Raw genomic sequence first — 13,953 nt, 5'->3', positions numbered from 1 at the left:
TTGCAACCGGGCGAGCCCGGGTGGTGCAGGTTCCGCGTCAGAATTCGCCGCGGAACCAGGTCTTGAGTTTCTTGAACATGCTTCCAGCGCGGCCAGTCGGCAGCGACGGCCGGCGCGGATGCTCGATCTGGCTGCCCATCAGCAGCAGGCCCACGCCGGTGGCGTGCACCGGGTTGCCCACCACTTCGCCCAGCCCGGTGACGTGCTGCGGGATGCCCACGCGCACCGGCATCTGCAGCATTTCCTCGGCCAGTTCGACCACGCCTTCCATCTTCGAGGCACCACCGGTCAGCACCATGCCGGCGCGCACCAGTTCCTCGAAGCCGGAGCGGCGCAGTTCGGCCTGCACCATTTCGAAGATCTCTTCGTAGCGGCCCTGCACGGCCTGCGCCAGCGCGTGGCGCGGCATGCGGCGCGGCGGACGATCACCGACCGACGGCACCTGGATGCTTTCCTCGGCGGTGGCCAGCTGGGCCAGGGCACACGCGTAGCGCACCTTGATCTGCTCGGCTTCCGGGGTCGGCGTACGCAGCATGTGCGCGATGTCGTTGGTCACGTGGTCGCCGGCGATCGGCAGCGAGGCGGTGTGGCAGATCGCACCCTGCACGAACACTGCGATGTCGGTGGTGCCGGCGCCCATGTCGACCAGCACCACGCCCAGCTCGCGCTCGTCGGCGGTCAGCACCGCCACGCTGGAGGCCAGCGAGGACAGCACCAGGTCGTCCACCTGCAGGCCGCAGCGCTGCACGCACTTGCTGATGTTGGCGGCGGCCGACTGCGCGCACACCACCAGGTGCGCATGCACCTCCAGGCGCACGCCTGTCATGCCGACGGGGTTGCGGATGCCTTCCTGCGAGTCGTCCAGCACGTACTCGCGCGGGATCGCATGCAGGATCTTCTGGTCGGCCGGAATCGCCACCGCCTTGGCCGCATCGAGCACGCGATCCAGGTCGCCCCAGGTCACTTCGCCGTCGCGGATCGGCACGATGCCGGGCGAGTTCTTGCACTGCACGTGATTGCCGGAGATGGAGGCGTACACCGAGCGGATCTCGCAGCCGGCCATCAGCTCGGCTTCTTCGACCGCGCGCTGGATCGACTGCACGGTCGATTCGATATCCACCACCACGCCGCGCTTGAGGCCGCGCGACTCATGGGAGCCGATGCCGATCACTTCGATCGGGTTGCCCGGCGAATACTCGCCCACCAGCGCCACCACCTTGGAGGTGCCGATATCCAGGCCGACGATCAGCGATTTGTCACCCTTGCGATTCATGTTCTTTCCTGCGTCCTTCTTGCCGGGGTGCCCGGTGCATTGGCGGGGGCGGCCGGAGTGCCCCAGCTCAGCGTGAAACCATTGGTATATCGGAGGTCGGCGCGCTCGATCGGCGCGGCCTGGTTGGCCAGCTGCGGCAGCACGCGCACGAAGCGCTGCAGGCGCGAACGCGCATCATCGCGGCCGACCACCACTTCAGTGCCGTTGCTCAGCAGCAGCGACCAGCTGCCGCGCGCGTCCATGGTCAGCCGGCGCACATCGACGCCAGCCGGCGCGAACAGCGCGCGCGAATCGTTGTAGAGCTTGACCACTTCTTCGGTCTGGCTGTCCGGGCCATCCAGCTCGGGCAGCTGCAGGTCGGCCAGCTTCTTCGGCGTGGGGAACAGCTTGCCCTGCTCGGACAGCAGGCGACCTTCGCCCCAGCGCGCGAACGGCTTGTGCTCGACCAGCGTCACTTCCAGCACGTCCGGCCACTGCTTGCGCACCTGCGCGCTTTCCACCCACGGCAGCTTTTCCAGAGCGTCCTGCGCGTCCTGCAGCTTGACCGCGAAGAAGCCGGCATGTGCATACGGCAGCAGCACCTGCTGCAGCTGTTCCGGCGGCACCCGCTTGAACTCACCGTGCACGCGCAGCTTCGCCAGCGGCCAGCGCTCGGCGCCGACCCAGCCATTGACCACGGCCACTACCGGCAGTGCAACCACCGACAGTGCCAACAGCCAGACGAAGATGCGCAGCACCGCGTTCATGCGTGCGATGCCTCCAGGGTCTGTTCCAGCACGCGCCACACCAGCTCCTCGAAGCTGATGCCGGCCTGCCCGGCCGCCTTGGGCACCAGCGAATGGCTGGTCATGCCCGGCGCGGTGTTCACTTCCAGCAGGAAGAAGCGGCCGCTGGCGCGATCACGCATCACATCGACGCGACCCCAGCCACGGCAACCGGCGGCGCGGAAGGCGGCCAGCGCGATGCGGCGGATCTCTTCTTCGTCATCACCATCCAGGCCCGGGCACAGGTACTGGGTGTCTTCGGCGATGTACTTGGCGTTGTAGTCGTACCACTGGCCCTTGGGCACGATGCGGATCGACGGCAGCGCGACATCACCCAGGATGGCCACGGTCAGTTCATCGCCGACCACCATCTGTTCCATCAGCAGCTGGCCGTCGTAGCGCGCGGCCAGGGCCACCGCTTCGTCCAGGCCGGCGTCGTCGGTGACCCGGCTGATGCCCACGCTGGAGCCTTCGTTGGCCGGCTTGACCACCACCGGCAGGCCGAGCTCGGCCGCCAGCGCATGCACCGTGGAGGCATCGACCTTCCGGTACTGCGGGGTCGGCAGGCCCAGCGACAGCCACACCTGCTTGGTGCGGATCTTGTCCATGCTCAAGGCCGAGCCCAGCACGTTGGAACCGGTGTAGGGCACGCCGAACGCGTCCATCAGGCCCTGCACGATGCCATCCTCACCACCACCGTTGTGGCCGTGCAGGATGTTGAACACGCGATCGATGCCGCCGGCCGCCAGCGCCTTGGCCAGCGCCGGAATGCCATCGATGGCGATCGCATCGACACCACGCGACTGCAGGGCTTCGAGTACGTTGCGGCCCGAATCCAGCGACACTTCGCGTTCGCTGGAGCTGCCACCGAGCAGCACGGCGACGCGGCCGAACATGGCCGGATCGGTGCTGCGCAGCGACGGGAAGGTCAGCGTGCTCACGCCTCGCCCTCCGCCTTGAAACCTTCCACTGCAATGTGGCTGGCGACGGCGCCGATGTCGCCCGCACCCATCATCAGCAGCAGATCGCCGTCCTGCAGTACGTCCGGCAGCACGGTTGCCAGCTCGGACGCCTTGCCGACCACCACCGGCTCGCTGCGGCCACGCGCACGGATGGCGCGGGCCAGCGCATGCGAATCGGCGCCGGCGATCGGCTCTTCGCCGGCCGGGTAGACCTCGCTCAGCACCAGCGCATCGACGCTCGACAGCACCGCTGCGAACTTGTCGAACTGATCGCGGGTACGGCTGTAGCGGTGCGGCTGGAAGGCCACCACCAGGCGCTTGTCGGCCCAGCCGCCACGGGCGGCGGCGAACACGGCTTCCAGTTCGCTCGGATGGTGACCGTAGTCGTCGATGATGCGGACCTTTGCACCAGTGGCGGTGGTCACTTCGCCCAGATCGTTGAAGCGGCGGCCGACGCCAGCGAAGCTGGCCAGCGCACGCGCGATCGTGTCCGGAGACACACCCAGCTGCCAACCCACCGCCGCAGCGGCCAGCGCATTGAGCACGTTGTGCTTGCCCGGCAGCGCCAGCACCACTTCCTGGCTGGTGCCCTGCGGCAGACGCAGGGTGAAGCGCATGCGCGAACCTTCCTGCACCACGTTCTCAGCGCGCACGTCGGCCTGCGGGCTCATGCCGTAGCTCATCACGTGGCGCGGGGTCTTGGCGGCCAGTGCGGCCACTTCCGGGTCGTCGATGCATAGCACCGCCAGGCCGTAGAACGGCAGGCGCTGCAGGAACTCGGCGAACGCCGCCTGCACGCGGGCGAAGTCGTTGCCGTAGTTCTCCAGATGATCGGAATCGATGTTGGTGATGATCGACATCAACGGATTCAGGCGCAGGAAGCTGCCATCGCTCTCGTCGGCCTCGGCCACCAGCCACTGGCCTCCGCCGAGCTTGGCGTTGGCACCTGCCGCCAGCAGCTGGCCACCGATTACGAAGGTCGGGTCCAGCCCGCCTTCGCTCAGCACCGCAGCGGTCAGGCTGGTGGTGGTGGTCTTGCCATGGGTACCGGCCACGGCGATGCCGCGGCGGAAGCGCATCAGTTCGGCCAGCATCGCCGCGCGCGGCATGATCGGGATGCGCTGGCTGCGCGCTTCCATCAGCTCCGGGTTGTCTTCGCGGATCGCGCTGGAGACCACCACGCAGTCGGTGCCCAGCACATTGGCGGCGGAATGGCCGCGCATGATGCGCGCGCCCAGGCCGGCCAGGCGGCGGGTGGCAGCGTTGTCGGCGTTGTCCGAACCGGACACTTCATAGCCCAGCGTCAGCATCACTTCGGCGATGCCGCTCATGCCGGTGCCGCCGATGCCGACGAAATGCACGCGCGGGAATGCGCGCACCAGATCGTTGGTGTCATGCAGGCGGCGGATCATGCGCGGCCTCGCGCAGGGCAGGCGCTGGAGCGTGCCTTCTTCATACAGCTTCCTCGAGAATGATATCGGCGATGCGCTCGGCGGCATCGACCTTGGCCAGGGCACGCGCGGCTTGCGCCATCTGCATGCGGCGGGCGGGATTTTCGGACAGATCACGCAGCAGCGCGGCAATGCCGTCTGCCAGCGTTTCGTCCTGCTTCAGCAATACGGCCGCGTCGCGCTCGACCAGATACTCCGCATTGCGGGTCTGGTGATCGTCGACAGCAGCGGGGAATGGCACCAGCACGCTGCCGATGCCGACCGCACAGAGCTCGGCCAGCGTGGATGCGCCGGAACGGCACACCACCAGGTCGGCCCAGGCGAAGGCTTCGGCCATGTCGGCGATGAACGGCGTCACTTCGCCCTGCACGCCGGCCTTGGCATAGGCCTCCACCGCTTCGGCATGCAGCTTCTCGCCACTCTGGTGACGCACCACCACCGGCACCTGCGCACCGAGCGCGGCCAGTGCCTGCGGCACGCCACTGTTGAGGGCGCGTGCGCCCTGGCTGCCGCCCAGTACCAGCAGGCGCAGCGGACCGCTGCGATCAGCCAGCCGCTGTTGCGGCGGCGCGACGGCGGCGATTTCGGCACGCACCGGGTTGCCCACGAATTCCTCGCGTGCAGCGAAGGTGCCCGGGAAACCAGTCAGCAGGCGGCGCGCGTAGCGCGACAGGATGCGGTTGGTCAGGCCCGGCGCGCGGTTCTGTTCGTGCACGATCAACGGCAGGCCGTGCAGGCGCGCGGCCATGCCACCGGGGCCGGAGGCGAAGCCACCGAAAGCAACCACCGCACGCGGCTGGCGATCACGGATGATCAGGCCGGCGGCACGCAGCGCGCGCATCAGGCGCCAGGGTGCGGCCAGCAGGGCCAGCTTGCCCTTGCCGCGCAGACCGGTGATGGCCAGCGTATCGATGTGGATGTCGTGCTGCGGAACCAGACGGGTTTCCATCGCACCAGCGGCGCCCATCCAGGTGACCGGCACGCCACGCGCGCGCAGCACGCGGGCCACGGCCAGGCCCGGGAAGATATGCCCGCCGGTACCACCGGCCAGGATCATCACCGGCCGGGCGTTGTTCTGGGCCGCGCTCATCCGAGCCTCCCGAAGGTAGGTTCGACGCGCGACTGCAGGCGGCTGGTGCCGCGCACGGCGGCCGACTCGGCAGCGGCCGGTTCGGCAGCCATCGGCACGTTTTTTGCCGCCGGTGCGGACGGCGCATCGGCCGGAGCCGGGCCAGCAACTTCATCAGCAGCGCCCATGCGCACGGCCTGGCGGCGTTCGGCACGCTTCAGTTCATAGGAGACACGCAGCAGCAGGCCCATCGCCACGCAGGTCATCAGCACCGACGAACCACCCGACGAAATCAGCGGCAGGGTCAGGCCCTTGGTCGGCAGGATGCCCAGGTTCACGCCGATCGACACGAAGGTCTGCATGCTGATCCACAGGCCGATGCCGAAGGCGATGTAGCCGGAGAAGTGGCGCTTCATTTCCACGCAGCGCATACCCAGCCAGAACGTACGGCCGACCAGCAGCGCGTACAGGGCCACGATCGTGCAGGTGCCGAGGAAGCCGAATTCCTCGGCGGTGACCGAGAAGATGAAATCGGTGTGCGCCTCGGGCAGGTAGTACAGCTTCTGCACCGAATTGCCCAGGCCGACGCCGGTCCACTCGCCGCGGCCCACCGCCATCAGCGCGTTGGACAGCTGGTAGCCGTCGCCCTGCTGGTCGGCCCACGGGTCGAGGAAGGAGGTGATGCGGCGCATGCGGTACGGCTCGATGATCGCCAGCGCGCTCATGCCGACCAGGCCGATCACCACCGGCATCGACATGCGCGGCATGTTCACCCCGCCCAGCACCAGCATGCCGGCGGTGATCGCCAGCAACAGCGTGGACGAACCGAAGTCGGGCTGCAGCAGCAGCAGCACCACCAGCGCACCGGCCACGCCCAGCGGCTTGAGCATCGCCGGCCAGGTGGCGTTGACCTCGTCGCGGAAGCGCACCAGGTAGCTGGACAGCCAGACGATGTAGAGCACCTTCACCGCTTCGACCGTCTGGAACTTGGAGATGCCCAGGTTGATCCAGCGGCGGGCGCCGTTGACGCTGCTGCCCAGGCCGGGAACGAACACCACCACCAGCAGCGCGAAGCAGCCCAGCAGCAGCATCTGGTTGTACTGCTCGATGGTCTTCAGCTCGGTGCGCGCAGCCATGATGGCCAGCACGATGCCGACCGCCAGGAAGATCAGGTGGCGGTTGAGGTAGTAGAACGGGCTGCTCATCAACGCGATCGAACTGGACGCGACCATCACCACGCCCAGCCCGGTGAGCGCGATCATCGCGCCGAGCAGCCACTTGTCGTAGCTGCCACCGATGGCCTCAAGGCGTGTTGCCTGGTGCGACAGGTCATTCATCAGCGTACCTTCAACGTGGCCAGGCCGATCAGCACCAGCACGACGGAGATGATCCAGAAGCGCACGATCACGCGCGGCTCCGGCCAGCCCTTCAGCTCGAAGTGGTGGTGGATCGGCGCCATGCGGAACACGCGCTTGCCGGTCAGCTTGAACGAGGCGACCTGGATCATCACCGACAGCGTTTCGATCACGAACACGCCGCCCATGATCACCAGCACCAGTTCCTGGCGGGTGATCACCGCGATGGTGCCCAGCACCGCGCCCAGCGACAGCGCGCCGATATCGCCCATGAACACCATGGCCGGATAGGTGTTGAACCAGAGGAAGCCAAGGCCTGCACCCGCAATCGCGGCGCAGATGATGACCAGCTCGCCGGCGCCCGGAATCTGCGGGATCTGCAGGTAGTTGGCGAACACCACGTTGCCCGAGGCATAGGCGAACACGCCCAGGCCGCAAGCCACAAGTACGGTGGGCATGATCGCCAAGCCGTCCAGGCCATCGGTCAGGTTGACCGCGTTGGAGAAGCCGACGATCCAGAAGTAGGCGATGGCCACAAAGCCGACACCAGCCAACGGCAGCGCCACCGACTTGAACATCGGGATATAGAAGGTCAACGCCGCCGGCACATCCGCGGTCTGCAGCAGGAAGATGCCCGCAGCCAGACCGAAGATCGACTGCAGCAGGTACTTCCAGCGCGACTTCAGGCCGTTCGGGTCGCGACGGACGATCTTGATCCAGTCGTCGTACCAGCCGATGGCGCCGAAGCACAGCATCACCGCCAGCACCAGCCACACGTAGCGGTTGCGCAGGTCAGCCCACATCAGCACCGACAGGGTGACGGTGAGCAGGATCAGCGAACCGCCCATGGTCGGCGTACCGGCCTTGGAGAAATGGGTCTGCGGGCCGTCCTTGCGGATCGGCTGGCCACCCTTGAACTGGGCAAGCTTGCGGATCATCGCCGGGCCGAGCCACAGCGACAGGAACAGCGCCGTCAACGCGGCAAGGATGGCGCGGAACGTCTGGTAGTTGAACAGCCCGAACAGGCTCTCCAACTGCTGCAACCATCGAGCCAGTTCATACAACATGCGGGGATTCCTCTCCTTGCGCCAGCAGCGCTTTGACAATCGTGTCCATGGCGCTGCCACGGGAACCCTTGACCAGGCAGCGCACGCCGGCGTGCAGCTCGTCCTTCAGCGCCTGCGACAGCGCGTCATGGGTGGTGAAATGGCGTCCGCCCTCGCCAAACGCGGCGGCAGCGGCGGCACTGAGCGGGCCCAGTGCATACAGGCGCTTGAGGCCGGCAGCACGCGCGCGGATGCCCGCCTGTGCATGCAGCGCCTCGGCATCGGGGCCCAGCTCGCGCATGTCGCCCAGCACCAGCCAGCCCTCTTCCGGTGCGGCGGCCAGCGCGTCGATGGCAGCGGCCAGCGAACCGGGATTGGCGTTGTAGCTGTCGTCCACCAGCACCGCGCCGTTGTGCAGCTGATGGGCGATCTGGCGGCCCGGCACCGGCTGTGCTTCAGCCAGGCCGGTAGCCACCAGTGACAGCTCGATGCCGGCGGCAAGCGCCAGGCTGGCGGCGGCCAGTGCATTGCTGATGTTGTGGCGGCCCGGCAGACCCAGCACCACGCCCGCCTCGCCCATCGGCGTGACCAGGGTGAAGCGGCTGCCCTGCGCACCGGCGCGGATGTCGCGCGCGGTGACGTCGGCAGTGTGTTCCAGGCCATAGCGCAGCACCCGGCAACGTGCCGGGGTACCGATGAAATGCTGTTCGAACCAGCGCCCGTAGGCATCGTCGACATTGATCACCGCCACGCCATCGGCCGGCAGCGCGGCGTAGATCGCGCCTTTGGTCACCGCCACGCCGAGCAGGCTACCCATCCGCTCCAGGTGCGCCGGGGCGATGTTGTTGACCAGGGCATAGCGCGGGCGCGCGATGTCGGTCAGGTAGGCGATGTCGCCCGGCTTGCCGGCGCCCATCTCGTAGACGGCGTAGTCGGCATCTTCCGGTGCGTCGATCACTGCCAGCGGCAGGCCGATCTCGTTGTTGCGGTTGCCCGGGTTGGCGTAGACCACCTTGTGCGCGTGCTGGGCCACCTGCTGCAGGATCGCCAGCAGCAGGCTCTTCACGCTGGTCTTGCCGTTGCTGCCGGTGATGGCGAACAGTTCGGTCGCACGGTCGCGCTGCATGCCGGCGGCGATCTTCGCCAGCGCGCGCTCGCTGTCGGCCACCAGCACCTGCGGCAGGTCCAGCGGCAGCAAGCGCTCGACCAGCAGCGCGCTGGCGCCACGTGCCTGCGCGTCAGCGGCGAAGTCATGGCCGTCGAAGCGTTCGCCACGCAGCGCCACATACAGGCTGCCCGGGCCAAGGCTGCGGGTATCGTTGCTGATGGCGTCGATGGCCACGTCGTCGCCGTGGATTTCGCCACCGGCCCAGTGGGCGATCAGCGAAAGCAGGGTGCGCTTCATGCCGCGCCCTCCCCTGCCTGCGGGCCCTCTTCCGCGTCCTGCGGCCGGGCCACTAGCGCATCCATGCGCGTCGCCGCCAGCACACCGACCTTGGCGGCCAGTGCAGCAGCGGCCACTTCGGTGTCGTCGAAGTCATGGCGCACCCCATTCACTTCCTGGTACGGCTCATGGCCCTTGCCGGCAATCAGGATGATGTCGCCGTCACCAGCGCGCTTCACCGCCAGGCCGATCGCGCGCGCGCGGTTGCGCTGCACGGTCACGGTGGAGGCATCAGCGAAGCCGGCCAGGATATCGGCCACGATCACGTCGCCATCTTCGCCACGCGGGTTGTCGTCGGTGACGATGACCTGGTTGGCCAGGCGTTCGGCAATCGCAGCCATCTGCGGGCGCTTGCCGGTATCGCGCTCGCCACCGCAGCCGAACACGCAGAACAGCGTGCCCTGCAGGTGGCCGTGCAGGCTGTCCAGCGCCTGTTCCAGCGCGTCGGGGGTGTGTGCATAGTCGACCACCACGGTCGGCAGGCCGTCTTCGCCGCCGAGGCGGTTCATGCGGCCACGGATCGGCTGCAGCGCCGACAGCACCTCGGCGATGCGCGGCAGCGGATGCCCCAGCGCATGCAGGCTGCCGGCCACGGCCAGCAGGTTGTCCACGTTGAAGCGGCCCAGCAGCGGCGACTGCACCGCAGCGCGCTGGCCGTCGATGACCAGCTCGAAACCGATGCCGCGGCCATCCAGCTGCAGTGCGTCTGCGCGCACGTTGGCGCCGTCGGCACCGCGCGAGCTCAGGCCGATCGCCTGCACGCCCGCCGGCAGGCCGGCGAACAGCTGGCGACCGAACGCATCGTCAAGATTGATCACCGCCGCCTTCAGGCCCGGACGATGGAACAACCGCGCCTTGGCCGCGCCGTAGCTGGCCATGTCGCCGTGGTAATCAAGGTGATCGCGGGTGAGATTGGTGAACACCGCCACGTCGTAGTGCACGGCATCCACGCGGCCCTGGTCCAGTGCGTGCGAGCTGACTTCCATCGCCACCGCACGCGCGCCGTCGTCGCGCAGCTGTGCCAGCAGCGCATGCATCTGCAGCACCAGCGGGGTGGTGAAACCGGTCGGCTCGACGGCACCATAAAGTCCGGCGCCCAACGTGCCGATACTGCCACTGGGCGTACCGAGCAGATGCCAGGCCTGGGCCAGCAGCTGCACGGTGGAGGTCTTGCCGTTGGTGCCGGTCACGCCAACCATGGTCATCGCCCGCGAAGGCGCGCCATGGAACTGGTCGGCCATCGCACCCAGCCGCGCGCGCAGGCCCGGCACGGCGATGGCATCGGCCGGTGCAGGCAGTTCGGCGGGCGCCGGCGCTTCGAACAGGATCGCGCCGGCACCGGCGGCGCGCGCCTGCTCGACAAAGCCCAGGCCATGCGCGCCGAAACCGGCGATGGCGACGAAGGCATTGCCGGGGCGCACGGCACGGCTGTCCAGCACCAGGCCGGTCAGAACGGGATCATGGCCCGCCAGGGCCACGTCCGGAAGCAACTGCGAAAGCAACATCGAAGGACTCATTGCGTGCCTCCCGTAGCGGGTGGCACATGGGATTGCGCGCTCGGCAGCGCGGCATCGAATTCAGCGGCGGCATCCACCGGCAGTGCGGCTTCGGCCGGCGGCACCGGCAGTACCGACGCCGAATGGCCGATCTTTCCGGACTGCTGCGCCGCCAACCACGACTGCAGGTCGTCCAGCGGCACGTCCATCAGGCGCAGGGTGCCTTCCATCACGTTGTGATAGACCGGCGCCGACACCAGGCCGCCGTAGAACTTGCCGCCCTGCGGATCGTTGATGACGATGACGGTGGCAAACCGCGGATTGGTGGCCGGCACCACGCCGGCGAAGAGCGCGTTGTAGTGGCCACGCTCGTAACCGCCAGGGCCGGTCTTGCGCGCGGTACCGGTCTTGCCGGCCACGCGATAGCCCAGCACCGCCGCCTGCTTGGCGCCGCCCTGGGTGACCACCGTTTCCATCATCGCCACCACCTGCTTGGCGACGTTCTCGTCGATGATCTGCTGACCTTCGTTGCGCTGGCCCTTGACGAACGTCGGCGCGATCAGCTTGCCGCCGTTAGCCAAGGCCGAATACGCGGTAGCGATCTGCAGCGGTGTGACATTCAGGCCATAGCCGTAGGACATGGTGGTCTTGGTGGTGCCCGACCAGCGGGCCGGACGCAGCACCACGCCACCCGACTCGCCCGGGAAGCCGCTATGCGGTACCGAGCCGTAGCCGAAGCGGCGCACACCGTCGTAGAACACCTGGTCGGGCATCTTCGCCGCGACCTTGGCCGCACCCACGTTCGAGCTGCGGGTGATCACGCCGGTGACGTTCAGCACGCCGTTGTTGCGCGGCACGTCGCGGATGGTGAAACGACCCAGGGTCATGTAGCCCGGGTTGGTGTCGATGACGGTGTCCTTGGTCACCGCACCGGCCTGCAGCGCGGTGGCGATGGTCAACGGCTTCATCGTCGAACCCGGCTCGACCAGATCGGTCACCGCGCGGTTGCGGCGCGTGTCCGGGGCCGCGCCGCCCACCGAATTCGGGTTGTAGGTCGGCAGGTTGACCATGGCCAGGATCTCGCCGGTGGTCACGTCCATGATCACCATCGAACCGCCTGCCGCCTTGTTGGCGACCAGCGCGTTGCGCAGTTCCTTGAAGGCCAGGTACTGGATGCGGCGGTCGATGCTGAGGGTCAGGTCCTTGCCCGGCTCGGCGGCACGCAGCAGATCGCTCTCGACCGTCTCGCCCTTGCGGTTGCGGATCACCCGCTTGCCGCCGGGCTTGCCGCGCAGCCATTCGTCGAAGGCCAGCTCCAGGCCTTCCTGGCCACGGTCATCGATGTTGGTGAAGCCCAGCACGTGCGCCATCGCCTCACCCTGCGGGTAGAAGCGGCGGAACTCGCGCTGTGCCGCCACGCCCGGAATCTTCAGGGCAACCACGCGCTCTGCCTCGTCCGGATTGATCCGGCGACGCAGGTACATGAATTCCTTGTCCGACTTCTGCGACAGGCGGCTGCTCAGCTCGTCCACCGACATGCCCACCGCCTGTGCCAGCTCGGGGATGCGCTCGGGCGAACGCAGCAGGTCCTGCGGATTCACCCAGATCGAAGCGACCGGCGTGGACACGGCCAACGGCTCGCCGTTGCGGTCGGTGATCATGCCGCGCGAAGTCTTGATCGGCAGTTCGCGCAGGTAACGTGCTTCACCCTGGCGCTGGTAGAAGTCGCTGTTGATGATCTGCACGTAGGCGGCACGACCGACCAGCGACACCGAGCACAGGCCGAGTGCCAGGGCCACCCAGCGCAGGCGCTGGCGCAGGTTGAAGGCGTTGCGGGGACGGTTGCGGCCGGTCTTGCTCATGGGCGCACCACCACGACGTCGGCGGCCTCGGGGAACTTCATGCCGAGCTTTTCGCGGGCGATGCTGTCCACGCGGTTGGCTTCGGCCAGGGTCGCCTGCTCCAGCTGCAGGCGGCCGAATTCGATGTTCAGGTCATCACGCGCACGCTCGGCGCGCGACAGCTCGATGAACGTCTGCCGGTGACGATGACGCACGAACACGACGCCGATCGCCGAGGCCACGGTGCAGGCCAACAGGATGATCAGCAACAGCCGGCTCATGCATCGGCCTCCCGCTTCTGGGCAACACGCAGCACGGCGCTGCGGGCGCGCGGGTTCATCGCCAGCTCTTCGTCAGTGGCCTTGATGGCGCCACCGATCAGGTCCAGCGTCGGCACGAACACCTGCGCCTCGGGCAGCCGGCGGTTGGCCGGCGGCGCCTTGGCCAGGCGGTTCATGTACTGCTTGACGATGCGGTCTTCCAGCGAGTGGAAGCTGATGACCGCCAGCCGGCCACCGGGCTTGAGCCGCTGCACGGCCGCATCGAGCCCGGCTTCGAGATCGGCCAGTTCGCGGTTGATGTGGATGCGGATGGCCTGGAAGCTGCGCGTGGCCGGGTGGATCTTGTCCTTGCCACGCGGCATCACGGAGGCGATCAACTCGGCCAGTTCTGCAGTACGCGAGAACGGCTGCTTGTCCCGGCGGGCCACGATGGCCTTGGCGATACGTCGGCCCTGCCGCTCTTCGCCATAGGTCCACAGCACGTCCATCAGCTCGCGCTCTTCAACGCGGTTGATCCACTGCGCAGCGCTTTCGCCGCTGTCAGGGTCCATGCGCATGTCCAGCGGGCCGTCCTTGCCGAAGCTGAAACCCCGCTCGGCGACATCCAGCTGCGGCGAGGACACGCCAAGGTCGAACAGCACGCCATCCAGGCCTTCGGCGGTCTCGTTCCACTGCAGCAGCTGGGCGAAGCTGCCGCGGAAGATCGACACGCGCGGGTCCGGCGCGAAATCGCGCTCGGCAACGGCAATGGCTTCCGGATCCTTGTCCATGACCAGCAGGCGTCCCTCGGGACCGAGCTGGGTGAGCACGCCACGTGCATGACCGCCACGACCGAACGTGCCATCCAGATAACGTCCGTTTTCGATCACCCTCAGGCCTTCCAGGACCTGGGTGTACAGGACCGGCAGATGCACCGCCGGCGACTGCGACACCGGAAGGTGACCGGTCTGCGCTTCTGGGCGCATCCGGGC

At 67.7% G+C, this 13,953-nt stretch carries 11 protein-coding genes and 1 pseudogene; all 12 read right to left on the bottom strand.

Annotated features, from left to right (window positions below; translation table 11 throughout):
* Nucleotides 1-37 precede the first annotated feature (37 nt).
* The gene (gene ftsA, locus CR156_RS00485) at nt 38-1,273 is read right to left on the bottom strand and encodes a cell division protein FtsA (protein ID WP_025876580.1); all 1,236 of its coding nucleotides are present in this window, start codon (nt 1,271-1,273) and stop codon (nt 38-40) included.
* 68 nt (nt 1,274-1,341) lie between these two features.
* Nucleotides 1,342-2,019, bottom strand: a pseudogene (locus tag CR156_RS00480) (cell division protein FtsQ/DivIB); the annotation flags it as partial.
* A complete protein-coding gene (locus CR156_RS00475) occupies nt 2,016-2,933 on the bottom strand; it encodes a D-alanine--D-alanine ligase (protein WP_165781015.1) in 918 nt (305 codons plus the stop codon). The gene CR156_RS00475 and the pseudogene CR156_RS00480, both read right to left, overlap by 4 nt.
* A 41-nt stretch (nt 2,934-2,974) precedes the next feature.
* Entirely contained in the window at nt 2,975-4,411 is a 1,437-nt protein-coding gene (gene murC, locus CR156_RS00470) for a UDP-N-acetylmuramate--L-alanine ligase (protein WP_089238777.1), read from the bottom strand.
* Nucleotides 4,412-4,451: 40 nt separating this feature from the next.
* A complete protein-coding gene (gene murG, locus CR156_RS00465) occupies nt 4,452-5,540 on the bottom strand; it encodes an undecaprenyldiphospho-muramoylpentapeptide beta-N-acetylglucosaminyltransferase (protein ID WP_100551566.1) in 1,089 nt (362 codons plus the stop codon).
* Nucleotides 5,537-6,856 (bottom strand): putative lipid II flippase FtsW, encoded by a 1,320-nt coding sequence (gene ftsW / locus CR156_RS00460; RefSeq protein WP_100551565.1) that lies wholly within the window; start codon nt 6,854-6,856, stop codon nt 5,537-5,539. Before ftsW ends, murG begins: the two co-directional genes overlap by 4 nt.
* Nucleotides 6,856-7,941 carry a phospho-N-acetylmuramoyl-pentapeptide-transferase gene (gene mraY, locus CR156_RS00455; protein ID WP_100551564.1) on the bottom strand — a complete coding sequence of 362 codons (1,086 nt, stop codon included), beginning with the start codon at nt 7,939-7,941 and terminating at the stop codon, nt 6,856-6,858. The genes ftsW and mraY overlap by 1 nt, the downstream gene beginning before the upstream one ends.
* Nucleotides 7,931-9,325: a UDP-N-acetylmuramoyl-tripeptide--D-alanyl-D-alanine ligase gene (locus CR156_RS00450; RefSeq protein ID WP_100551563.1), complete on the bottom strand. Its 1,395-nt coding sequence runs from the start codon at nt 9,323-9,325 to the stop codon at nt 7,931-7,933. The genes mraY and CR156_RS00450 overlap by 11 nt, the downstream gene beginning before the upstream one ends.
* Entirely contained in the window at nt 9,322-10,881 is a 1,560-nt protein-coding gene (locus tag CR156_RS00445) for a UDP-N-acetylmuramoyl-L-alanyl-D-glutamate--2,6-diaminopimelate ligase (RefSeq protein ID WP_223880239.1), read from the bottom strand. Before CR156_RS00445 ends, CR156_RS00450 begins: the two co-directional genes overlap by 4 nt.
* Complete coding sequence (locus tag CR156_RS00440; protein ID WP_100551562.1) at nt 10,878-12,722, bottom strand: peptidoglycan D,D-transpeptidase FtsI family protein; 1,845 nt, start codon at nt 12,720-12,722, stop codon at nt 10,878-10,880. The genes CR156_RS00445 and CR156_RS00440 overlap by 4 nt, the downstream gene beginning before the upstream one ends.
* Nucleotides 12,719-12,982, bottom strand: a complete 264-nt coding sequence (ftsL, locus tag CR156_RS00435; RefSeq protein WP_025876599.1) for a cell division protein FtsL — start codon at nt 12,980-12,982, stop codon at nt 12,719-12,721. The genes CR156_RS00440 and ftsL overlap by 4 nt, the downstream gene beginning before the upstream one ends.
* Nucleotides 12,979-13,947: a 16S rRNA (cytosine(1402)-N(4))-methyltransferase RsmH gene (gene rsmH, locus CR156_RS00430; protein ID WP_100551561.1), complete on the bottom strand. Its 969-nt coding sequence runs from the start codon at nt 13,945-13,947 to the stop codon at nt 12,979-12,981. The genes ftsL and rsmH overlap by 4 nt, the downstream gene beginning before the upstream one ends.
* Nucleotides 13,948-13,953 lie beyond the last annotated feature (6 nt).

Source organism: Stenotrophomonas lactitubi, assembly GCF_002803515.1.
GTDB lineage: Bacteria > Pseudomonadota > Gammaproteobacteria > Xanthomonadales > Xanthomonadaceae > Stenotrophomonas > Stenotrophomonas lactitubi.
The sequence above is the reverse complement of the archived record's forward strand: the minus strand, read 5'-3'. Positions and strand labels throughout refer to the sequence as shown.

Bases quoted from the DNA above. Each gene is read 5' to 3' on its own strand.
- ftsL (WP_025876599.1), bottom strand. From the start codon at position 12,982: ATGAGCCGGCTGTTGCTGATCATCCTGTTGGCCTGCACCGTGGCCTCG.
- ftsA (WP_025876580.1), bottom strand. From the start codon at position 1,273: ATGAATCGCAAGGGTGACAAATCGCTGATCGTCGGCCTGGATATCGGC.
- rsmH (WP_100551561.1), bottom strand. From the start codon at position 13,947: ATGCGCCCAGAAGCGCAGACCGGTCACCTTCCGGTGTCGCAGTCGCCG.
- murC (WP_089238777.1), bottom strand. From the start codon at position 4,411: ATGATCCGCCGCCTGCATGACACCAACGATCTGGTGCGCGCATTCCCG.
- CR156_RS00475 (WP_165781015.1), bottom strand. From the start codon at position 2,933: ATGTTCGGCCGCGTCGCCGTGCTGCTCGGTGGCAGCTCCAGCGAACGC.
- CR156_RS00450 (WP_100551563.1), bottom strand. From the start codon at position 9,325: ATGAAGCGCACCCTGCTTTCGCTGATCGCCCACTGGGCCGGTGGCGAA.
- ftsW (WP_100551565.1), bottom strand. From the start codon at position 6,856: ATGAATGACCTGTCGCACCAGGCAACACGCCTTGAGGCCATCGGTGGC.
- CR156_RS00445 (WP_223880239.1), bottom strand. From the start codon at position 10,881: ATGAGTCCTTCGATGTTGCTTTCGCAGTTGCTTCCGGACGTGGCCCTG.
- murG (WP_100551566.1), bottom strand. From the start codon at position 5,540: ATGAGCGCGGCCCAGAACAACGCCCGGCCGGTGATGATCCTGGCCGGT.
- CR156_RS00440 (WP_100551562.1), bottom strand. From the start codon at position 12,722: ATGAGCAAGACCGGCCGCAACCGTCCCCGCAACGCCTTCAACCTGCGC.
- mraY (WP_100551564.1), bottom strand. From the start codon at position 7,941: ATGTTGTATGAACTGGCTCGATGGTTGCAGCAGTTGGAGAGCCTGTTC.